The 22,849-nt window shown below is 68.6% G+C and carries 12 protein-coding genes; 8 read left to right on the plus strand and 4 right to left on the minus strand.

Translation table 11 applies throughout. The features are described 5' to 3' along the window. Positions 1-310: 310 nt before the first annotated feature. Entirely contained in the window at positions 311-955 is a 645-nt protein-coding gene (locus ACWF82_RS05585) for a hypothetical protein (protein ID WP_452498297.1), read from the plus strand. A 39-nt stretch (positions 956-994) separates the two neighbouring features. Here ACWF82_RS05585 and ACWF82_RS05590 read toward each other — a convergent pair whose 3' ends face one another. Beyond that, entirely contained in the window at positions 995-2,089 is a 1,095-nt protein-coding gene (locus ACWF82_RS05590; protein WP_452498299.1) for a FecCD family ABC transporter permease, read from the minus strand. Beyond that, positions 2,086-3,150, minus strand: coding sequence for a FecCD family ABC transporter permease (locus ACWF82_RS05595; RefSeq protein WP_452498301.1), 1,065 nt, complete (start codon positions 3,148-3,150; stop codon positions 2,086-2,088). The genes ACWF82_RS05590 and ACWF82_RS05595 overlap by 4 nt, the downstream gene beginning before the upstream one ends. Positions 3,151-3,320: 170 nt before the next feature. On the opposite strand from ACWF82_RS05595, the gene entS reads away from it, so the two are divergent. The 4 genes from entS (at position 3,321) to ACWF82_RS05615 (ending at position 16,862) form a co-directional block, all read left to right on the plus strand. Then, on the plus strand, positions 3,321-4,613 hold the full coding sequence (gene entS, locus ACWF82_RS05600; RefSeq protein WP_452498303.1) for an enterobactin transporter EntS: 1,293 nt from the start codon (positions 3,321-3,323) through the stop codon (positions 4,611-4,613). Positions 4,614-4,754: 141 nt separating this feature from the next. Further along, on the plus strand, positions 4,755-4,880 hold the full coding sequence (locus ACWF82_RS05605) for a hypothetical protein (protein WP_452498305.1): 126 nt from the start codon (positions 4,755-4,757) through the stop codon (positions 4,878-4,880). 100 nt (positions 4,881-4,980) lie between these two features. Next, complete coding sequence (locus tag ACWF82_RS05610) at positions 4,981-9,720, plus strand: amino acid adenylation domain-containing protein (protein WP_452498307.1); 4,740 nt, start codon at positions 4,981-4,983, stop codon at positions 9,718-9,720. Next, the gene (locus ACWF82_RS05615; protein ID WP_452498309.1) at positions 9,717-16,862 is read left to right on the plus strand and encodes an amino acid adenylation domain-containing protein; all 7,146 of its coding nucleotides are present in this window, start codon (positions 9,717-9,719) and stop codon (positions 16,860-16,862) included. The genes ACWF82_RS05610 and ACWF82_RS05615 overlap by 4 nt, the downstream gene beginning before the upstream one ends. A gap of 59 nt (positions 16,863-16,921) precedes the next feature. Here the strand turns inward: ACWF82_RS05615 and ACWF82_RS05620 are convergent, their stop codons facing one another. Further along, on the minus strand, positions 16,922-17,953 hold the full coding sequence (locus ACWF82_RS05620; RefSeq protein WP_452498311.1) for an ABC transporter substrate-binding protein: 1,032 nt from the start codon (positions 17,951-17,953) through the stop codon (positions 16,922-16,924). 145 nt (positions 17,954-18,098) lie between these two features. Here ACWF82_RS05620 and ACWF82_RS05625 point away from each other — a divergent pair, with 145 nt between their 5' ends. Continuing rightward, entirely contained in the window at positions 18,099-19,046 is a 948-nt protein-coding gene (locus ACWF82_RS05625) for a TauD/TfdA family dioxygenase (protein ID WP_452498313.1), read from the plus strand. A gap of 3 nt (positions 19,047-19,049) precedes the next feature. On the opposite strand, the gene ACWF82_RS05630 is transcribed toward ACWF82_RS05625, so the two are convergent. Beyond that, the gene (locus tag ACWF82_RS05630) at positions 19,050-19,988 is read right to left on the minus strand and encodes a methionyl-tRNA formyltransferase (protein ID WP_452498315.1); all 939 of its coding nucleotides are present in this window, start codon (positions 19,986-19,988) and stop codon (positions 19,050-19,052) included. Between the two features lie 106 nt (positions 19,989-20,094). On the opposite strand from ACWF82_RS05630, the gene ACWF82_RS05635 reads away from it, so the two are divergent. Both ACWF82_RS05635 and ACWF82_RS05640 read left to right on the plus strand, forming a co-directional pair. Next, positions 20,095-21,405 carry a lysine N(6)-hydroxylase/L-ornithine N(5)-oxygenase family protein gene (locus ACWF82_RS05635; RefSeq protein WP_452498317.1) on the plus strand — a complete coding sequence of 437 codons (1,311 nt, stop codon included), beginning with the start codon at positions 20,095-20,097 and terminating at the stop codon, positions 21,403-21,405. After that, positions 21,402-22,712: a salicylate synthase gene (locus ACWF82_RS05640; protein WP_452498319.1), complete on the plus strand. Its 1,311-nt coding sequence runs from the start codon at positions 21,402-21,404 to the stop codon at positions 22,710-22,712. Before ACWF82_RS05635 ends, ACWF82_RS05640 begins: the two co-directional genes overlap by 4 nt. The last annotated feature ends 137 nt before the right edge of the window (positions 22,713-22,849 follow it).

Below are 22,849 nucleotides of genomic sequence, written 5' to 3' on the forward strand. Positions count from 1 at the left end.
GTCCTTCCGCGAGACCCCGCGTGATCAGGGATACTGGGCGCTTGCCCAGCCATCCGGGTATGCGGTACTCGCGAGTAACAAGGTAGCAGTCATGTGACGAAGCACACCACCCCTCCGCGAAGTCTCAGCAAACTCTCATGTAACGCGACGGGCATGGCGGCGATGAAGCGGGCCGATCCCGACCAGCGGCCCCGCCGACCGGCGCGCAGGCGGCGAGACGACGACGCGATAGCCCATACCAACCGCGATCGGCAGAGCTCTACTCGCCCGTTTCGTAATCGTTTGTGCGGCAACATGATTCAATGCTCGAATGCAAAATCGTCCCTACCGCGTGCACCAGCACGCACTTGGAGTGGTCAGCCAGTGCGTCACTGTCGCCGACCGATTGACCGCGTCGATGCGTTGTCTCGACGCCTTGGTCGAGGGCGTGATCGACAAGGATCCGACAGCACGTGCCGAGTTCGACCACTACCTGGTGGCCGCGGGTGCATCGATCGCCTCGGTCGAAACCGTCGGCAGACGAGTAGTCGCCGAGCTCGAGCGATGTGCGCGAATGCCGACGCCCACCGTCGAGCAGGAAAGGGGCGACGATCTCGCACCGTCGGCCTCGCGCAGTGCTGTCACCGAAGACTCCGCCGCCGAGAGGCCGGCTCCGGCGGCGGACGGTCACCACAACCGATGGGCAGGCGCGGTCGGCGCGATGCTGTTGACCGAGCACCTACGGTCCTTCACCGCGCTGTGTCACACCACCAACGGCAGCGGCTGCTCCGCCGACATCGCCGGGCTGGCCGCGATACGTGACATCCTCGCCGATTCCGCGCCCGACGGGCGGCTGTTGCGCGCGAGCATCCTCAGCACCGGTGTGGCGGCGAAGACCCTTCGAGGCATCGCCGACGACCTTGTGTCGGTCACGCACATGTTCGGCGACGCGCTGATCGATGCGGAGCCTGTGTGATGTGGCGCCGGCATCGCGGTCAGCGGTCTTGCGGCGGGTTCAGGCGATGCCGACCCGATGCCGTCGAATGATCAGGTGGATGAGATACGGGGCGCCGAGCACCGCGGTGACGATGCCGACCGGTAGCTCCGCGCTACCGAAGGCGGTTCGGGAGATCAGGTCGGCGGCCAGGACGAGAATGGCGCCGAGCAGCATCGACAGGATCAGCGGTGGACGCGGCAGTCGTGCCAGGCGCAGCGAGACCTGCGGCGCGCACAGGGCGACGAACTGGATCGGTCCGGACACCGCTGTCGCGATCGCGGCGAAGACCACGGCGGCCAGCAGCAGCACGCCTCGGGCCGGCGTCAAGCGCACGCCGATGGACCGGACGGTGTCGTCGCTGAATTGCAGTGCGCCGAGTGTGCGGGACCCGATCAAGGTCGGCGGGACGAGTATCGCGAGCGCGATCGCCAGGGGGAGGGCGTCATCCCAGCCGCGGCCGTTGAGGCTTCCGGTCAGCCAGATCAGGGCTCGGCTGGCGTCCTCGACCTCGCCGGCGCTGAGTAGCCACACGGTGGCGCTCGAGGCGATGGCCATGACGCCGACGCCGACCAGCAGCAGCCGCAGCGAATCGAGTCCGTCACGGTAGGTGAGCCCGAACACGATCAGCCCGGCGAGCAGTCCGCCCGCCAGCGCCACCGCGGGAATCCCGGTCGTGCCGAGGATGCCCCCTGCGGAAGCGCCGAAGACGATGGCCGCGGTGACAGCAGCGCCCGCTCCCCACGTGACACCGAGGACATCCGGGCTGGCCAGTGGATTCCGTGCGACCGTTTGCACGATCGCGCCGGACAGGCCGAGCGCCGCGCCGACCAGCAAGGCCGCGACGGCACGCGGCATGCGCAGTTCGAGCACGGCGAGCCGATCGGCCGGATGACCGCCGCCGAGCAGAACCTGCACGACCTCGGCCGGTGACAGGGCGAAGGCGCCGAGGCCGAGGTTGAGCACGAACAGGACAGCCGATACGAGCGTCGCGAGGATCACCAGCAGGAGCGGCCGCAGCCGAAAAGCCAGGGAGAGTGCGCCGATTCGCAGTGTGGGGCGCTGGAGGGAGGGCCGCGACGGTGTGGTGACACCACTGCGTGTCGTCGGGTTCACAGTCGCACCAGCTTTCGCCTGCGCACCAGCACGATGAAGAACGGTGCGCCGATCAGCGCCAGCATGACACCCACCTCGATCTCGCCCGGGCGCGCGACGACGCGGCCGACGGTGTCGGTCAGCAGGACCAGGTTGGCGCCGGCCAGTGCCGAGAACGGCAGCAGCCAGCGGTGGTCCGGCCCGGTGAACAAGCGGACCACATGGGGGACGATCAAGCCGACGAACCCGATCGGCCCGCACACGGCGACACTCGCACCGACCAGGATCGTGATGGCGACGATGCCGAGGACCCGCACCGTCTCCACGCGGTGGCCGAGGGACCGGGCGACGTCGTCGCCGAGAGCCACCGCGTTCAATCCGGACGCACCGGCCAGACCCAGCGCCAACCCGACCACGAGAAACGGCAGTACCTGCATCACCAGGGGCAACCCGGCGACCGCGATCGACCCCACCTTCCAGAACCGGAACGCGTCCAGGCTGCGCTGATCCAGGAGGACGAGAGCGAAGGTGATCGCCTGGAGCAGTGCGCTGATCGCGGCGCCCGCCAGAACCAGGGTGAGGGGTGTCGGTCCGCCCCTGCCCGCCGAACCGACGGCGAACACGGTGACCGCCCCCAGCGCGGCTCCCGCGAAGCCGAACCAGATGAAGCTGTGCAGGCTGGTGATTCCGAGTGCGTAGGTCGCCAGCACGATGGCCAAGCCCGCGCCGTGGGTGATCCCCAGGATTCCGGGATCGGCGATCGGGTTGCGGGTATGGCCCTGCGTGAGCGCTCCCGCGAGGCCGAGGGCTGCGCCGACCAGTGCGCCGATCACCGTGCGGGGAACACGCAGTTCCCGGACGATCATGTCGTCCTCGATGCCGGTCGGCATGGCGAGCGCGTGCCACACCGCGTCGAGCGGAATCGGTTTGGCGCCGATGCAGAGGCTCAGCGTGCAGCTCACCATCAGGAGGCCCAGCAGCGCGATGACGGACAGCGTTCGGGTGTGGTAGCGGGTGGCGCTGCGCTCGGTGGCCGACGTGCGCGTGTCCTCCGCCGGTGCGGTGCCGGGCTCGGGAGGCATGACTGGGGCGCTCGACCCTCTGCGCCGCATCGGTGTCTTCCTCTCGCTCCGTACGCATCCGGGTTCCGCCGGACTCGAATCCCGTTCTGCCCAACGATATCGGTGCCGTCGAGTCGAGAACCCTCGAACGGATTCTGAATTTAGGTTAGGCTCACCACATCGTATCGCGGGTGCTGGAGGGGCTTGTGCGGTTGGGAGACGTTGTCGTCGATATCGGACCGCTGCGAGCAGTGCCCGGTTTCCGGTTCGTCCTTGCCGCGCAGGCGATTTCGATGCTGGGCACGCACTTCACCGTAGTGGCTGTGAACCTGCAGGTCTACCAGCTCACCGGCTCCTCGTTGCAGGTCGGCGCGGTGGGGCTGGTCTTCGGTGCGGCGCTGCTCATCGGCATGCTGAGCGGCGGTGTCCTCGCCGACCGGGTGGACCGGCGCGCGATCGCGGTAGCGACACGCGCGGCCGTCGTGCTCGTGTTCGCGGGGCTCGCCGTCAACGCGACGCTGCCCGCTCCGCACCTCTGGGTCGTGTACGTCGCCGCCGTACTGGCGGGTGGCATCAACGGTCTGGGCGGTCCGGCGCTCATGGCTCTCGTTCCCACCCTGGTCGGCCCGGCGCGGCTGGCCGCCGCGGCCGCGCTGACCGCTCTCGCGATCCAGTTCGGTGCGGTGATCGGGCCTGCGCTGGCCGGCGTGATCGTCGCGGGACCGGGATTGGCGGTGTGTTTCGCCATCGACGCCATCTGCTTCGCGATCAGCGCGGTGTTGCTGTGCCTCCTCGCCCCTGTGCCACGATCGGAGGCCACGGGTGATACCCATCCGATCCGCTCGATCGCCGAAGGGATTTCGTTCGTACGGCGCGATCGGGTCGTCGGCGGCGTTCTGCTCATCGATACCGTGGCGATGGTGCTGGCGATGCCGTACGCCTTGTTTCCGGAGTTGGCGAGCGAACACTTCGGTGGCGGGCCGCAGACGGTGGGGCTGCTGTACTCCGCGCCTGCCGCCGGTGCGCTGCTGGCGGCGTTCGCCGGAGGGTGGGCCGGGCGGGTTCGCAAGACGGGGGCGGTGCTCTGCGCTGCCGTGATCGTCTGGGGCGTGGCGATCATGTGTGTCGGCCTCGCGGCGTCGCTGTGGGTTGCCCTGGTGGCCTTGGTCTTCGCGGGACTGGCCGACACCACCTCGGAAATTCTCCGGAGAGCGCTGATCCAGCAGCGCACCCCGGATCGATTACAGGGACGGGTCGCCGGCCTGTGGCTGGCGCAGGGAACGGTCGCGCCCAATGTGGGCAATATGGCGGCGGGATTGCTGTCGCGTGTGCTGCCCGCGCCCGTCGTGCCCGTGATCGGTGGTGTGCTCTGCGTCGGCGTGGTCGCGGCGGTGGCACTGCGAATGCCGGGATTGCGCCGGGCGAGCCTGTCCGATCCGGTCGAAACGCGATCTGTCGACGCCACGACGCCGGCCGTCGAGTGACCCGGTGACGCTGGATTGCTTTGGCGGCGAACGTATTTGCTGCGCGGGTGGATAGTTTCTTTCGGTCAGCAAACCCTTGCCATGATTAGGCTAGGCTTGCTTTACTTCTGTGGCTGGTATTCGTCCGATCGAGGAGATTCCATGTCCCACAATCCATTCGACGATGACAGCAGCGAGTTCTACATCCTGCGACAGGCGTGCCTCGACTACGTCGAGACCGTCTGGACGGATATGCGTCCGGCGAGCCTGGTCGAGCGGATGCGCTGACGCCGTAACTCTCACGCACGTGCCTGAAGTCCGATGACATCTCGGGGGAGCTGTTCGCACAGCCGAATTCGGTTGCCCCAGAAGCGAAAGGCGGTCCCGCATGAGTGCGGACGGACCTGCGAACCTGGCCGAACGTCGACGTGAACTGCTGAAACGCCGCTTGGCCGAGGCGAATCTCCTCACTGCTCCCGCAGCTCGGCCGAACGAGCCGGTCCCCTCCGGTGTCCCACGTCCGCTGTCGCCGGGGCAGCAGCGCATGTGGTCGATACAGCAGCTCGATCCGGGCACAGTCGGCTACAACGTGACGATTTCGGTGGATGTCGTCGGCCCGCTGGACGCGGACCTGCTCGGGCACGCCGTGCAGGCTGTGGTCGCGCGCCACGACATCTTGCGCACGACCTACCTCATGGACGACGACCGGCCGGTGCAAGTGGTGGCCGACGATCTGCCCGCCGGCTACGAGCAGTTCGACATCAGCGCGCTGTCCGACGCGGAACGCGCCGCGCGCGTCGCCGAACTCGCCCGCGCGGTCGCCGGGCACCCTTTCGACCTGTCGAAGGATTCGCCGGTGCGGGTCCGGCTGATCCGCACCGGCGACGCGACCAGCACGTTGGTCGTCGTCGCCCACCACATCGTGTGGGATGACGCCTCTACCGCGGTGTTCTTCGGCGAGCTGATGGACGGCTACCGATCGCTGCTCGACGGCCGGGCGCTGCGGCACGATCGAGCGGACCGGCAGTTCGCCGATATCGCGCTGGGCGGTGATGGCCCCGACGAAGCCGGGCTCGCGTATTGGCGGGGCAAGCTCGCATCCCTGCCCGCGGTGCTGGATCTGCCCGGTATCTCCGGTGGGGCGGGAGGACCGGGACAGGAGCGGTCCCAGGCCATGCAACCGGGCACCGGACGGCGCGTCAGGGAACTCGCCAGGCGCGAAGGGTCATCGACCTTCATGGTGCTGTTCGCCGCGGTCTCCGCACTGGTCCACCGCTACACCGGTGCACGCGAATTCCTCGTCGGCACACCGGTTGTCAACCGCGACTTCGCCGGCGCCGAGTCGGTCATCGGCTATCTGGGCAACACGATCCCGCTGCGCGCCGAGGTCGATCCGGCCGATGATTTCGCGACGCTGCTGGCCCGGTGCCGGGCCACCTGCCTGGACAGCTACATCCATCAGCACATCGAGCTCGACGACATAGCCAAGACCGCCGACGCGCAACGGCCACGCGGCGACGGGCGCCTGTTCAACGTCGTACTGTCGCTGCGCTCACCGATGCTGGAACCGTTCCGCGCCGCGGGTCTGCGGGTGACCCGGCGCCACGTGCCCGGCAGTGATGCCCGGTTCGACCTGACCCTCGCGGTCGAAACCGACGGAGACGAGATGTCGGTCGAGGCCAACTATCCGGCGGGCCAGGGGACCGACGAGCAGGTCGGGAGCCTGCTGGCTCAGCTCGATCGGCTGCTCGACGCCGTGCTGGCCGATCCCACCGCGCCCATCGGCGGGCTGGACCTGCTCACAGCCGCCGAGCGCGAGCGGGTCGTGCGCGAATGGAACGACACCGCCGCCCCGGCCGGCACCGGCCTGCTGCCCGACCGCTTCGCCGATCAGGTCGCCAGGACGCCGCATGCGACGGCGGTCATCGAACCCGGAAGTGGTTCGGCCACCGCTGCACTCACCTACGGCGAGCTGCACGCGCGAGCAGGCAGGCTCGCCCGGTATCTGATCGGGCAGGGCATCGGCCCCGAGAGCATCGTCGCGCTGGCGGTTCCGAGGTCCGCCGCCATGCTGGTGGCGGCGCTGGGGACACTCGCGGCCGGCGCGGCCTACGTCCCGGTGGATCCGTCGTATCCGGCCGACCGGGTGCGTCTGATGCTCGACGACTCGCGCGCCGATCTGGTGATCACGACGCGCTCGGCGGCCGCGGACCTCCTCGACACGGGCGCGCGGCGACTGGTGCTGGACGATCCGGAGGTCGCGGCGCGGCTGGAGCGCCTGTCGGACGCGGCCCTGTCCGACCGGGAGCGGACCACCCCGCTGCACCCGGACCATCCCGCCTACGTCATCTACACCTCCGGCTCTACCGGCCTACCCAAGGGCGTAGTCGTCTCGCACCGAGCGGTGGCCAACCACCTGGACTGGGCCATCCGCCGATTCACCGGTCTGGCCGGACGCACGCTGCTGCACTCGTCGATCTCCTTCGACTTCTCCGTGACCCCCCTGTTCGGGACGCTGCTCTGCGGGGGCGTGCTCGAGCTGTGCGAAGACAGCCCGGACGCGATCGCGACGGCCACCGGGCCCGTCTCCTTTCTCAAGGTCACCCCGAGCCACCTTCCGCTGCTGCCGTCGGTGACCTTCACCGCCGACGGCCCGCGCACACTCGTGATCGCCGGCGAAGCACTGCGCGGTGAAGCGCTGGCCGGATGGCGGCCCCCGGCGACCGGCACGGTCGACGTGATCAACGAGTACGGACCCACCGAGACCACAGTGGGCTGCACGCTGTACGACATCGTCGCGGCCGACGGGGCGCGACCGGCGGGCTCGATCCCGATCGGCCACCCGGTCGCCAACACCCGGTGCTATGTGCTGGACCGATCGTTGCGTCCGGTTCCGGTCGGCGCCACCGGCGAGCTCTACGTCGGCGGGGTTCAGCTCGCCCGCGGGTATCTGCGGCGGCCGGGGCTGACGGCGGGGCGGTTCATCGCCGACCCGTTCACCCCAGCCGATTCCGAGACAGGCGGACGGCTCTACCGCACCGGAGATCAGGTGCGCTGGAGCCCCAGCGGTGCGCTCGAGTTCGTCGGCAGGGTCGACGACCAGGTGAAAATCCGTGGTTTCCGGGTGGAGCCGGGGGAGATCGAGGCGGTGCTGGAGCGCCATCCCGCCGTGGCCCGCGCGGTGGTGGTCGGCCGCTCCGACGGACCAGGCGGAATGTACCTCGCGGCCTACGCGATTCCCGCCGACCACGCGGGAATCGGTCCCGCCGACGGCGCCGCCCTTCGCGAATACCTGGTGCGCGAGCTGCCCGAACACATGGTCCCGGCCGCCGTGGTCGTGCTGGACGAGCTGCCGCTGTCGCCCTCGGGCAAAACCGATCGGCGCGCACTGCCCGCACCGGAGTTCACGAGCGGCGCGGACACGTCCCGGCCGCCGTCCGGAGCCGCCGAGGAAACGCTGGCCCGGCTCTTCGCCGAGGTTCTGCACCGCGACACCGTCGGTGTGACCGACTCGTTCCTCGAAATCGGCGGTGACAGCATCCTCGCGATCGGGCTCGTCAGCCGTGCCAGGAAAGCGGGCCTGAAGATCCTGCCCAAGGACGTGTTCGAACATCGCACGATCGAAGCCCTCGCCGCCTTCGCGACCCGTCACGACGAACCGGAGCCGCCGACGGCACCCGACGACCCCGTCGGCCCGGTCGAGGCGTCTCCGATCATGCGCTCGTTCGCCGAGCGCGGGCTGCTCGGTGACAGACACCGCATGTGGGTACTCGTCGACGTTCCGCCCCTGGATCTCACCACGCTCGTACCAGCGCTGGATGCCGTGCTCGACACACACGATGTCTTGCGGGCCCGGCTTGTTCGAGCGAATCAGCCGCAGCTGGATGTCGCGCCGCGCGGAGCGATTCGCGCGGACTCACTCGTGCGCCGGGTCTCCGGCGCGGCGACCGCTGACATCGTCGCCGCCGAACTCGAGTCCGCCGCGGACCGCCTCGACCCCGCGAACGGGGTGATGGCACAGGTGGTGTGGTTCGACGCGGGCCGTTCCCCGGGCCAACTGCTGCTGGTCCTCCACCATCTGGTGGCCGACGGAGTATCGCTGCGCATCCTTGTCGAGGACCTGGCGGGCGCATGGCGCGCGGCCGACAGCGGCGCGGACCCGGCGCTGCCGGCTGTCGGTACCTCGGTGCGGACGTGGTCGCGGGGGCTGGTGCAGCAGGCCGCGTCCCGGGCGGGTGAGCTCGACTACTGGTGTGAGGTGCTGAGCGGACCCGACGATCTGCTGGGATCGCGCCGACCTGACCCCGCTCGCGACACCTGGTCGACCGTCGAATCGGTCACCGTTGAACTGGATGTCGCGACGACCGAAGCCCTCCACACCACGGTGCCGCAGGCATTCTTCGGCACCGTCGAGGACGCGTTGCTGGCCGCATTCGGCCTCGCCGTCACCGCCTGGCGCCGCGACCGAGGCTCCGACGCGGAGTCGGTCCTGGTGCTCATGGAAGGGCACGGGCGCGAGGAGCCGGCGGTTCCCGGCGCGGATCTGTCGCGCACAGTCGGCTGGTTCACCACGCAGTATCCGGTGCGGCTGGATCTGGCGGGAATCGACCTCGCGGACGCGTTCGGGGCCGCGGCGGCGGCCGGGGCCGCCGTCAAGCGCGTCAAAGAGCAGCTTCGCGCGACACCCGACCACGGTATCGGCTACGGGATGCTGCGCCAGCTGGACACCGACGCGGCGGCGCGTCTTCATGAATTCGCCGGTCCGCAACTGGGTTTCAACTATCTGGGCCGGGTGGATGCCGGTGCGGGCGAGTGGTCGATCAGCCGAAGCGGGCTCGGCGCAGCCTACGACCCCGATATGCCGGTGCCGACCGCCCTGGTGGTCAACGCGGTCACCGAAGTCGGTCCGGCGGGCGCACAGATGACCGCGCACTGGATGTACGCGGGCGGGATTCTCGCCGACGCCGACGTCCATGCCCTGACCGAACGATGGCGGGCCGCGCTCGAGGCACTCATCCGGCACGCCGCCGGACCCGGTGCGGGCGGCCACACGCCATCGGATCTTTCCCTCGTCTCGCTGAACCAGTCCCAGCTCGACGCCCTCGAAGCGAAATGGAGAAAGTCGTGACCACGGCCGGATCAGGAATCGAGGACATCCTGCCGCTGTCCCCGCTGCAACAGGGCCTGCTGTTCCACGCGACCTGGGACGAACACGATCCAGCGGCGATCGACGTCTACATCGCCCAACTCGTCCTGGACCTGGAAGGGCCGCTCGATCACGACCGGCTGCGGTCGGCCCTGGGGGCGCTGGCCGCACGGCACACTGTGCTGCGCGCGGCGATCGTCCGGGATTTCGACGAACCGATGCAGGTGGTGCTGCGCTCCGTCGAGGTCCCCTTGACCCGCGTGGACCTGTCCGATCACCCCGACGCCGAGGCCGAGTCCCGGCGGCTCGTCGAGCAGGACCGGCGCACCCGGTTCGACCTGGAACTGCCGCCGCTGTTGCGGCTGCTGGTGATCCGCCTCGGTGACCGGTCGCACCGCCTGGTGCTGGCCAACCACCACATCATCAGCGACGGTTGGTCGACGCCGTTGCTGATGCGCGACCTGTTCACCCTCTACGCCACGGCCGGTGCCGCGGGCAACGGTGCCCCACCGCGGCCCTACCGGGACTATCTCACCTGGCTGCGGCAACGCGACAGTGCCGCGTCGACGACGGCCTGGAGCGCGGCCCTGGACGGGATCGGGGAACCGACCCTGCTCGCGCCGCACGTGCGTGGAACATCGCCGTCGCTGCCGGACAAGATCGGCCGGGCGCTGGAGCCGGAGTTGGCCGACGGGATCAACCGGTTGGCTCAGCGCCTCGGCGTCACCGTCAACACCGTGCTCCAAACCGCGTGGGGCCTGCTCGCGGGGCGGCTGACCGGACGTGACGATGTGGTCTTCGGTGCCACCGTCTCGGGTCGGCCCGCCGACCTGCCCGGCGTCGAATCGATGATCGGGTTGTTCATCAACACTGTGCCGGTCCGGGTACGGCTCCCCGCGAGTGAGGGTCTCGCCGACCTGCTGACCCGGATCCAGGCCGAACAGGTGGCGTTGCTCGACCACCACCATGTCGGGCTCGCGGATATCCAGCAGGCGCTCGGCACCGGTGTGGGGGAGCTGTTCGACTCCCTGGTCGTCTTCGAGTCGTTCCCGTTCGACGCCGACGCGATCAGCCGGGTGCAGCGTGACGGCGGGCTGCGGTGCACCGCGGTCGATCGCCCCATCGCCACGCACTATCCGCTGACGCTCATGGCGATGCCGGCACCGGGTTCCCTCGAACTCGCCCTCCAGTACCGGCCGGAGGCGTTCGATGCCGCCGCGGCGCGGACACTGCTCGACCGGCTCGTCACGACACTCGCCGCCATCGTCGCGAAGCCGGAACTGCCCGTGGCCGCGATCGACCCGTTCACCGAGGCCGAGCGCGCCGGCTTCCTGCGCGCCGGGCACGGTACGCGGACACCCGTCCCCGCCGTGACCCTGCCGGAGCTCTTCCTCGGACACGCGCGCCGCACACCGGACGCGGTCGCGGTCGTGTGCGGATCGGTCGAGCTGACCTACGCAGAACTCGCAGTCAGGACACAGCGGCTGGCGCGCAGGCTGATTCGGGCCGGCATCGGCCCGGAGGACCGGGTGGCGATCCTGCTCGACCGCTCACCCGACCTCGTCGTGGCCATACTCGGAGTCCTCCGATCCGGTGCGGCCTACGTGCCGATCGACCCCGACTACCCGGCCGACCGCATCCAGTTCGTCCTCGGGGACTCCGCGCCCGCGGCCGTGATCACCGGTGCGGAGTACGCGGGCCGGGTGAACCCCGGGCTCCGGTGCTTCACCGTCGCCGAGGAGCCGGAGTACGGTCCGGACGATCAGCTCGAGCCGATCGCGAGGCCGGACCCGGATCACGCCGCCTACATCATCTACACCTCCGGTTCCACCGGCACGCCGAAGGGCGTCGTTGTCTCCCATCGCAGTGTGGCGGCCCTGTTCGCCGCCGCGCGGCCACTGCTGGATTTCGGCCCCGACGACGTATGGACGCTGTTCCATTCCGCCGCGTTCGATTTCTCCGTGTGGGAACTGTGGGGTCCGCTGCTGCACGGTGGGCGCCTGATCGTCGTTCCCCGGGAGGTGACCCGTTCCCCCGGTGAGTTCCTGGACCTGCTGGCCGAGCATCAGGTCACGGTGCTCAACCAGACGCCGTCGGCCTTCGCGGAACTCGCCCGAGCCGATGCCGACCGCGGCGGCACCCCGCTTGCCCTGCGCCGCATCATCTTCGGCGGCGAGGCGCTGGAGCCTGCCCGCCTGGCCGGGTGGTACCGGCGGCACGCGGACGACTCACCCCGTCTGGTCAATATGTACGGCATCACCGAAACCACGGTGCACGTCACACATCTGCGGCTCGATGCCACGGACACCACCGGGACGGCGAGCACCATCGGCCGGGGGCTGCCCGGGCTCGATGTGTACGTACTCGACACCGCGCTGCGGCCGGTACCGGATGGTGTCGAAGGCGAGATCTATGTCGGTGGAACGCAACTCGCGCGAGGCTATCTGGGACGACCAGGACTCACCGCGGCCAGATTCGTGGCCGACCCGTTCGGCGCGCCGGGACAACGCCTGTACCGCTCCGGCGACCTGGCCCGGCGGACACCGGACGGCCTGCTCGAGTACACCGGCCGCGCCGACGACCAGGTGAAGATCCGCGGCTTCCGCGTCGAACCCGGCGAAATCGCCGCGGCGCTCACCGCTCACCCCGACATCGCACAGTGCGCGGTGGTGGCTCGCGACGACCGCCCCGGCGGAACCTACCTCGCCGGATATGTCGTCGGGCACTCCCCAGATCCGGCAGCGCTGCGCTCCCACCTGCGAGAACTACTGCCCGAGTACATGATTCCGGCGGCCTTCGTCGCCCTGGACCGGCTCCCACTGACCGGCAACGGCAAGCTCGACCGCCGCGCATTGCCCGCTCCCGACTTCGGCGACGGGACCGGCGGCCGAATGCCGGGCACCGAGACCGAGCGGGTGCTCGCCGAGCTGTTCGCCGAGGTGCTCGGCCACGACACGGCCCGCATCGGCGCCGACGACTCGTTCTTCACCCTGGGCGGCCACTCCCTGCTGGCCACCCGGCTCGTCTCACGGGTCCGCAACCGGCTGGGGCGTGAGATCAGCGCGCGATCGATCTTCGACCACCCGACCGTCGCGGCTCTGGCCGCGACGATCGACGACACCGCTACCGGCACGCGGCCGTCACCACAGCCGAGACAAGCGGGGCTGACCCGTATCCCGCTGTCGTTCGCCCAGCAGCGGCTGTGGTTCCTGCACTGCTTCGAAGGACCGACACCGCACTACAACATTCCCTTCGTCCTCCGCATCTCCGGGCCGCTCGACGTGGCGGCGTTGCGCGCGTCCCTGGCGGACGTGCTCGCGCGGCACGACAGTCTGCGCACCGTGATCGGGACCGACGCCCAAGGGCCACTGCAGCGGATTCTGGATCCGGACGAGTGCCGCCCGAAGCTCGAGGTCCATGACATCGCCGCGGATCGGCTGGATGTCGCGCTCGGCGATGCCGCCGGGCACCCGTTCGAACTGGACCGCGAACTACCCATTCGATTCCGGTTGTGGCGGTGCGATTCCGACGGCGAGTACGCGCTGTCGGTGGTGCTGCACCATATCGCGGGTGACGGCTGGTCGACCGGTGTCCTGCTCGACGACATCGCCATCGCCTACCGCGCCCACCGCGCGGGCCGGGCACCGGCGTTGGCGCCGCTGCCGGTGCACTACGCCGACTACACGATGTGGCAGCGGGAACTGCTCGGCGCCGACGACGATCCCGCGAGCCTGGCCGCCACCCAGATCCGCTACTGGCAGGACACCCTCGACGGCATCGGCGACGAACTCGCCCTTCCCACCGACCGTCCGCGCCTCCGGCAGCCGTCGTACCGGGGACGCGCCGTTCGCGCGTCTGTTGGCGCATCGACGGCGGCCGGGCTGCGGGAACTCGCGCACGACCTCGGCGCGAGCGAGTTCATGATCGTCCAGGCCGCGGTGGCGGTGACATTGGCCAAACTCGGTGCGGGAACAGACATTCCGCTCGGCACCCCGATCGCCGGCCGCACCGACGACGCGCTGACCGGTCTCGTCGGATTCTTCGTCAACACGCTCGTGGTGCGCAACGACGTCGCCGGCAACCCGACGCTGCGCGCGGTCGCCGCCCGCAGCCGAGACGCTGTCCTGGGCGGACTCGAACACCAGGACGTGCCGTTCGAGCGACTGGTGGAAGCGCTGAACCCGGAACGCTCACCCGCCCGGCATCCGCTCTTCCAAGCGATGGTGACCTACGACGACGCACCGGGGCCGGTCGACCTCGACGGTGTGCGGGCCCGGCTGGTCGTCCCGGAACTACCGGTCGCGAAGTTCGACCTGTCGTTCCGTTTCACGGCCCGACCGGGACACACCGGCCTCGACATCGAAATCGGTTACAGCACAGACTTGTTCGACGCCGCTACGGCAACGTCGATGCTGGACAAGCTGCTGCGGGTGCTCGATGTCATGGCCGCCGCGCCGGAAACGCGGCTGGCCGAGCTGGATGTCCTCGACGCCGCCGAACGCCGTCGGCTGCTGGTCGAGTTCAACGACACCGCCGCGCCCGAACCGGAGGTCACGCTGCCCGAGCTGTTCGCCACGCAGGTTCGGCGGGCACCGGAGGCCATCGCGGTGGTCGGCGCCGGCGTTCGGCTCACCTATGCCGAACTCGACTGCCGGGCAGCCGCATTGGCCGCCAGGATCGCCGCGTGCGGGGTCGGGCCCGAGCAGATCGTGCTGATTCATCTCGACCGCAGCGCCGAGCTCATCGTCGCACTGCTGGCCGTGCTGCGCTGCGGCGCGGCGTTCGCGCCCGCCGAACCGTCGCTGCCCGCCGCCCGGATCGCCGAGATCTGCGAGAGCTCCGCCGCCCGGCTCGTGCTGACCACCACGGCGAACCGCGCCGATCTCCCGGATCTGGCTGTCGACGTGCTGGAGGTCGATCCCGTCACCACTCCACTCCCGGCGGCGGTTCCGGCGACGGCACCGCCGCGGCTCACCGGGGACAGCCTCGCCTATGTCATCTACACCTCGGGCACGACCGGCCGCCCGAAGGGAGCGATGATCCGGCACCGGCCCATCTGTTTCCGCCTGCTCTGGCAGGCACAGCTACTCGATTTCGGACCCGCCGACGCCACCCTGTTCAAAGCGCCGCTCGGTTTCGACATCTCCGTCAACGAGATCTTCCTGCCGCTGGTCACCGGAGCACGCCTGGTGATCGCCGAACCCGGTGCCGAACGAGATTCCGCCAGGCTGCTCGAACTCGTTCGTGAACACCGGGTGAGCTTCGCCTATCTGGTGGCCTCGGTCCTGGACGTGATGCTCGGACTGCCGGGCATCCAGGACGTGTCGGCCACGCTGAAGCATGTGTGGTGCGGTGGCGAGGCGCTCACCCCCGACCTGTTCACCCGCTTCCGCGAGCGGTTGGGTGACGCGATCATGTATCACGGATACGGTCCGGCGGAGGCGACCATCGGGGTCAGCCACCTGATCTATGAGCCCGGAGCCGAACGTGGCTCGGTGAGCATCGGCCGTCCGAATCCGAACACCCGCATCTACGTGCTCGACGAACTGCTCCAACCGGTCCCGGTCGGCGTTCAGGGCGAGTTGTATGTGGCCGGTCTGCCGCTGGGGCGCGGATATGTCAACGCGCCGTCGGCGACGGCGTCGCGGTTCGTCACCGATCCGTTCGGCCCGCCGGGTGAGCGGATGTACCGCACCGGTGACCTCGGCTACTGGACCGCGGAGGGGACGCTGGAGTTTCGTGGCCGCGCCGACGACCAGGTCAAGATCCGCGGGATGCGGGTCGAATTGCAGGAGATCGAATCCGTGCTGGCCGAACACCGAGCGGTCCGCAATGCCGTCGTCGTCGCCACCAGGTCCACGACCAAGGTGACAGTGCTCGTCGGCTACTGCACCACCGGCGAGACCGCGGCGATCACCGGCGAGGAGCTACGCGGTTTCCTGCGCGGACGCCTGCCCGAGCACATGATTCCCGCCGCGGTCGTGTGCCTTCCCGAACTGCCGCTGCGCCCATCGGGAAAGGTGGACCGCCGGGCACTGCCGATGCCCGAGCTCGGCGCGTCGGCGCCGCACCGCGCGCCGGCGACCTCCACCGAGGAAACGCTCTGCGCCCTGTTCACCGAGATCCTCGGCGTCGAACGGGTCGGCGCGGACGACTCCTTCTTCGAACTCGGTGGCTACTCGCTGCTGGCGACCCGGCTGGTGGCCCGGGTACAGGCCGAACTCGGCGTCGAGGTGGCGTTGCGGACCGTCTTCGACGCACCCACCGTCGCCGCGCTGGCGCGCATCGTCGACATCGGCGACGTGGCCGCACTACCGACCGGAACACGGGAGGAAGGAGCGTTCGCACCGCTGTTGCCGATCCGCAAGACCGGGGACAAACCCGCACTGTTCTGCGTGCACCCCAAACTCGGCCTGGCCTGGATGTATTCGGGTCTGCTTCCGCACCTCGACCGGGACCAGCCGGTCTACGGACTCCAGGCCACGGCCATCGACGCCGACCATCTGGCGGCGCCCGGCATCCCGTACCTGGCTCGCAGCTACGCCGAACGGATCGTCGCGCTCCAGCCGCAGGGCCCGTATCACCTGCTCGGCTGGTCGCTGGGCGGACGGATCGCGCAGATGGTCGGAACCGTGCTGGAGAGCTGGGGGCACGAGGTCCCGCTGCTGGTCCTGCTCGATGCCTACGCCGACGTGGATCCGCCCGGGGCGGTGGGCGATCCACCGCCGGACCTGTCGACCCTGTACTACCGATGGCTCGAACGAGCGGGCTATGACGTGAGTGGTCTGGATCCGGTCACGGTCACCGCGGCGACCGTGCGTGGCTACGCCGCCGAGTTCGGCGGCGTGTTCGGTGGCCTGGCCGAGGACGAGATCGGTGAGCTGGTCGACAGTTTGCTCGCGATCACCCGCATCGATCGCACGGCCGCGCCGTCGAGATTCAGCGGAGAAGTGGTGTTCTTCGCGGCCGAGGACGGTGACGGCGCGGCGCTGGCCGGGTGGCGTCCATATCTGACCGGACGGATCACCAGCTATCCGGTGGATTTCGAGCACGACGATCTGATGGCTCCGCATTCGCTCCAGCGGATCGGTCCGATCGTCGCCGACCATCTCCGCGACCGATGACAGTGCAGAGCCCGGCCGCGAGACGAAGCGCGGCCGGGCGGGGGAGCGGCGAGAGTCGATCAGGCGAAGCGCTTCGCGAGCAGCGGCACCAGACCGTTCACGGCATAGGGGAGACTCAGCACCGAACCGGCGGCGAGCGCCAACGAGATGTTGAAGTCCTCGACGACGACAAGACGATTCTCCTGCGCGGCCCGCGACGCGGCCAGCGCCGGGTACTGCGCCAGCGTGTCGGCGCGACTGAGACCCTCGCGGGTCAGCACCAGAACGACATCGGCGTCGGCCTGGTTGACCAGTTCCGCGGACAACTCGATGAAGAACTTCGAGGCGTCCAGCCCGGCCACATAGGGGGCGGGCACCAGCCCCAGCGCGGTGGCGATCTTCATCCTGGTGTCGTTGACGGTGTACACGCCCAGCTGCCGCGCACTCCCGAGCAGGATCGACACGGTCTTGCCATGGAAGGCCGGATTCGCGGCCTTCGCCTGGTCGAGCCCGGCTTGGGTGTCGGCGACCAGCTTCTCGCCGTCCGCTTTTCGTCCCACCGCGGTGGAGATGATGCGCGTGGCGTCCTGCCAGGTCACCGTGTTCGGCGCGGTGCCGGGCGGCAGCCCGACGGTCGGCGCGATCTTGGTCAGCGCGCGGTACTCGGTCTCGTCGCCGGCGGACTGCACGTTGAGGACGAGGTCGGGCCGCGCGGCCAGTACCTGCTCGAGATTGATCGGGTTGGTCAGGATCGCCGGATTCGCCGAACCGAGTTTCGATTCGGCCCAGACGCCCACCCCGCGCGTCATGGTCGGGACGAACCGGTACACCGTGGCCGGGGTGATGCCGAGGGCGAGGAGCACATCGTGGTCGGTACGGCCGATGGACGCGATGGTCGCGGGGGCCTTGCCGATGGTGACGGGGCCGAACTTGTCGGTGACGGTCACCGGAAAGGAGTCTGCCGCATCAGGCCGCAGTGCACTGTTCCCGGCCGCGCCGTCACTGGTGCCGCATGCCGCGAGCAGGGCCGCGGACCCGACGGTCGCCGCGCCGAACCCGAAGAACTGGCGACGGCTCCAGGTCCGCTTCGATACCGGTTGCTGATTCATCATCGGTGAGTGCTCCTTCGAAGGGCGTCCCCAGCGGGGTGGCGCGGCGGCAGACAGTAAGGGATTCAACGGTTTTCGTCGAAATGGTCGCAAACCGAGCGTTAAAATAGCATAGGCTAACCTAAATGTTTAGGGTTCTGGAGGATGGATGACCATCGATACGCCATCGGCATCACCGGCAATACCCTTCGTCATCGACGGTGCGGGTCCCGCGGTCGAACGGCTGCGGACCGAACGCGTGGCGATCCGAGACCGGCTCACCCAGCACGGGGCGGTCCTGATGCGCGGATTCGAGATCGGCGGAACCGAGGGGTTCGAACGCTGTGTGCGCACCCTGTCGGGGGAGTTGCTGACCTACGTCGAGCAGTCCACGCCGCGGACACGCATCAAGGGCAACGTCTACACCTCTACCGAATACCCACAGCACGCGGAGATTCCACTCCACAACGAGATGTCCTATCAGGCGGTCTGGCCACTGGCGCTGTACTTCCACTGCGTCGAGCCGCCGCACACCCAGGGGGCGACGCCGCTGGCCTCGACGAGGCTGGTGTACGACCTGATCGATCCGGCCGTCCGGGAGGAGTTCGAGCGCCGCCGCTGGATGGTCGTACGCAACTACGGTGAGGACATCGGCCTGCGCTGGTGGACGGCGTTCGGCACCGAGGATCGCCGCGAGGTGGAGCGGATGTGCCGGGCGGGGAGCGTCGAACCCGAGTGGCGTGCGGACAATTCCTTGCGCACCAAGGCCGTTCGGGAAGTCGTTCACCCGCATCCGGTCACGGGGAAACTGTTGTGGTTCAACCACATCGTGCTCTTCCACGAGAGCAGCCTCGACCCGTCGGTGCGCGAAGGGCTGCTCGACATCTACGGGTGGGACGGCCTGCCGAACAACACCTACTACGGCGACGGCGCACCGATTCCCGACGAGGTCGTCAGCCACCTGCGGGACTGCTACCACAAGGCGTCGACGCGATTCGACTATCGGCGTGACGATCTGCTCATCATCGACAACATGGCGACGGCGCACGGACGTGAGCCGTTCACCGGACCGCGTCAGATCGCCGTCGCCATGTCCGAGCCGTCGACCGGGGGCTGACGCCTACCTGCCGAGGTAGCCGCCCATCGTGCGGAAGTGTTCACGGGCGGCCATTTCGGTGCCGTCCTCGGTGCGGACGCGCTCGATGACCAGCCCGCGGCTGCGTCCACGTCGCGCGTCCGCGCCGGCGACGATCACCACGCCCTCGCCTTCCGGAATGAAGATGCGGCCGGGTGTTCCGCCGTAGGCGCGCTGAGAGACCGAGGCTCGGATGATTCGCAGCGGGCGGCCTTCGTGCAGGGTGAAGGCATTGGGGTAGGGGTCGGATTGGGCACGCACCAATCGCTCGATATCTTCGGCGGGCCAGGTCCAGTCGATCCGGCTGTCCTCGAGCGACCGCTTGTGGAAGAAGCTGGCCTGATCGGGGTCCTGCGCGGTCGGTTCGACCTCGCCGGCGGCGATCAACGCCAGGGCTTCGGTCACGACCGGCTCGATGAGATCCACGGTCTTGTGGAACAGGTCGGCGCCGGTGTCGTGTGGACCGACGGGCACCGCGCGCCGCAGCACGATGGCGCCCGCGTCGAGATCCTCGTTCATCATGTGCGCGGTGACGCCGACTTCCTCCTCCCCGTTGATGAGTGCCCAGATCACCGGCGAGAAGCCCGCGTAGGCGGGCAGGAGGGAGTCGTGCACATTGAGGGTCCCGTATCGCGGCACTGTGAAGATCTCCGGGGGCAGCCAGGTGCGCCAGTTGTTGGCGACGACGATGTCGGGCTCCGCCTCCTTGACCGCCCTCGCCATGTCGTCGTCGGGCCGGTTGGCGATGATGACCGGAAGGCCGTTCTCCACCGCGAGATCCGCCACCGAGTCGGCCCAGATCCGTTCGTAGACATGCTCGCTCTTGGGATGTGTCACCACGAGTACCACCTCGTGGCCTCCGTCCAGCAGCGCTCTCAGGGTGCGGTGACCCCAGGTCTGGTACCCGAACATCGCGACTCGCATGTGTCCTCCTCATGTCGGATCACTATGTCCGACAACGTAATAAGCCAATCCTGACCTAACTTAGGTTAGGCTGGCTTTGCGTTTTCATCGAGTGGATGGGACAAAAATGCCGGTATGTCACGATGCTCCGGTCCATGACCTGATAGGGGTCGGCTTCGGCCCCTCGAATCTCGCGCTGGCCCTGGCGATCACCGAGCACAACGCCGAATCCGACGCGCCGGTCTCGGCACACTTCCTCGAGCGCCAGCCCCGATTCGGGTGGCATCGCGGGATGCTGATCGAGGATGCGACGATGCAGGTGTCGTTTCTGAAAGACCTGGTCACCATGCGAAATCCGGTGAGCAGGTACAGCTTTCTTGCCTACCTGCACGAGCGGGGACGGCTGGTCGACTTCATCAACCACAAGCGCCTGTTTCCCCTCCGGGTCGAGTTCCACGACTACCTGGAGTGGGCAGCCGCCGGCGTCGACCACCTCGTCTCCTACAGCAGCGAGGTCGTCGCGGTGACACCGGTCGACGACCTGTTCGAAGTACGTACCACCGACGGCCTGGTACTGCTCGCGCGCAATGTCGTACTCGCCACCGGCCTGCGGCCACGCCTGCCCGAGGGGATCGCGCCCACCGACCACATCTGGCACAACCACCAACTGCTGAACCGCGTCGAGGAAATGACCGACCCAGCCATGTGCGTGGTCGTCGGGTCAGGGCAGAGCGCCGCCGAGGTGACCGCCTTCCTGCACGACCGGTTCCCCGCCGCCACCATCTGCTCGGTCTTCGCGCGCTACGGCTACAGCCCGTCGGACGACAGCCCGTTCGCCAACCGGATCTTCGACCCCGACGGCGTCGACGCCTTCTACGGCGCGCCCGAGGACATCAAGCGGCAACTGATGGGCTATCACGCGAACACCAACTACTCGGTCGTGGATCTCGACCTGATCGAGGATCTCTACCGCCGCTGCTACCGGGAGAAGGTCGAAGGAGAGCACCGGCTGCGGATCTTCAACGCATCGCGGATCACCGAAGTGGTCGACACCGGCGACGGAGCGCGAGTGGTCGTCGAATCCTTGACCACCGGCGAGAAGACCGTTCTGGAAACCGACGTCGTCGTGTATTCGACCGGCTACCTGCCTGCCGACCCGGGACCGCTGCTGGGGGAGTTGGTGCAGCAATGCCGCAAGGACGATCAAGGCCGCTGGCAGATCGAACGTGACTACCGGCTGGCGCTTCCCGATCCGATCGGCGGCCTGTATCTGCAGGGCGGCACCGAGCACACGCACGGCATCACCGCGTCATTGTTGTCCGCCACCGCGATACGAGCAGGCGAGATTCTGCGATCGATCCTCGACCGTCGCGGCTCAGGCGCGGATCTGCCGACGGAGGGCGTCGCGGACGAATTGTGGAGTGAGGCACACAGATGATCGAGTACGACTTCGAATCCTTCGCGTTCCGGCACGACCCCATCGCGTCGGCGGTTCGCCTTGCCCGCGCAGATCTCGACGACTACGTGCTGTACGAGAGCGCTGGAGAATGGTGTTTCGCCACAGGCGGGCTGGCCACCGTCACCATGGACGCACAGCGGATCTACTGCCGATGGGGCGACGAGGAGTCCGTCCACGAGTGGACCGGATCACCGGGACAGGCGCTGCACACCGCTCTGGCCGAGATGCCGATTCGCGACTGGCACGCCTACGGCCAGGTCAATTTCGGCTTCGCGGAACTCATCCCGCACCTGCGGCAGCGTGGCACCGCAACACCCAGCGGCACGCTGGTACGGCTCATCGTCCCCCGCACCGAGGTCCGGCTGGACGGTCGACGCGTGTCGATCCGCAGCGTGGAGGCCGGCGACAGAGAGCGGATCCGCACACTGCTCACCACCCCGGCACTACCGGGTGATCACTCGGCCTGCAAGATCGACATCCGTGCCGAGGCATCGGACTACCAGAGCCGGGTCGCGCAGGCCGTCAAGGAGATTCGACAGGGCCAGTATCAGAAGGTGATCCTGTCCAGATCGGTGCCGCTACCCTTCCCGGTCGATCTGCCCGCCACCTACGAGCTCGGCCGCCGAGGGAATACCCCTGCCCGCTCGTTCCTGCTCCGGCTCGACGGTGCTTCGGCGGCCGGCTTCAGCCCCGAAGTGATCCTCACCGTCGACGAGCACCGCAAGGTCGCGACACAGCCACTGGCCGGAACACGCGCATTCGGCCGCGGCGCGGGAGCCGATGCCGCCGCCCGCACCGAACTGCAAACCGATCCGAAGGAGATCTACGAACACGCAGTATCGGTGCGGACCGCCGTGGCGGAGATGCGCCCGATCTGCGCGCCCGATTCCGTCTGCGTCGAGGACTTCATGGGAATCCGGGAACGGGGGAGCGTTCAACATCTCGCCTCGCTCGTTCGAGGCGTACTCGCGGACGACCGAACCGGCTGGGACGCACTGGAAGCGCTCTTCCCCGCCGTCACCGCCTCCGGCATCCCCAAGCGTGAATCACTCGACGCGATCTCGCGGATGGACGAACCGCGCGGGCTGTACTCCGGTGCGGTCCTGCGGATATCGGGTGATGGCTCCCTCGACGCCGCGCTAGTCTTGCGCGCGGTGTACCAGGAAGGCGGCGGAGCGTGGCTGCGCGCGGGTGCAGGCATCGTCGCAGACTCCCTCCCCGAGCGTGAATTCGAGGAAACCTGCGAAAAACTCGGCTCGATCGCGCCCTATATCGTCCGAGCCTGACGCCTCGACGCTCAGATTTCGCCGCTGACCCGACACACGCCCGGCATCGAGACCTTCCCCAGCGAGGGCGAACTTGCCTGGTTGTGTCTTGATGCGGACAACATTCCGCCTCGCCGAGCAACCCGGGCGGCGGGGTT

The organism is Nocardia sp. NPDC055053, assembly GCF_053608285.1.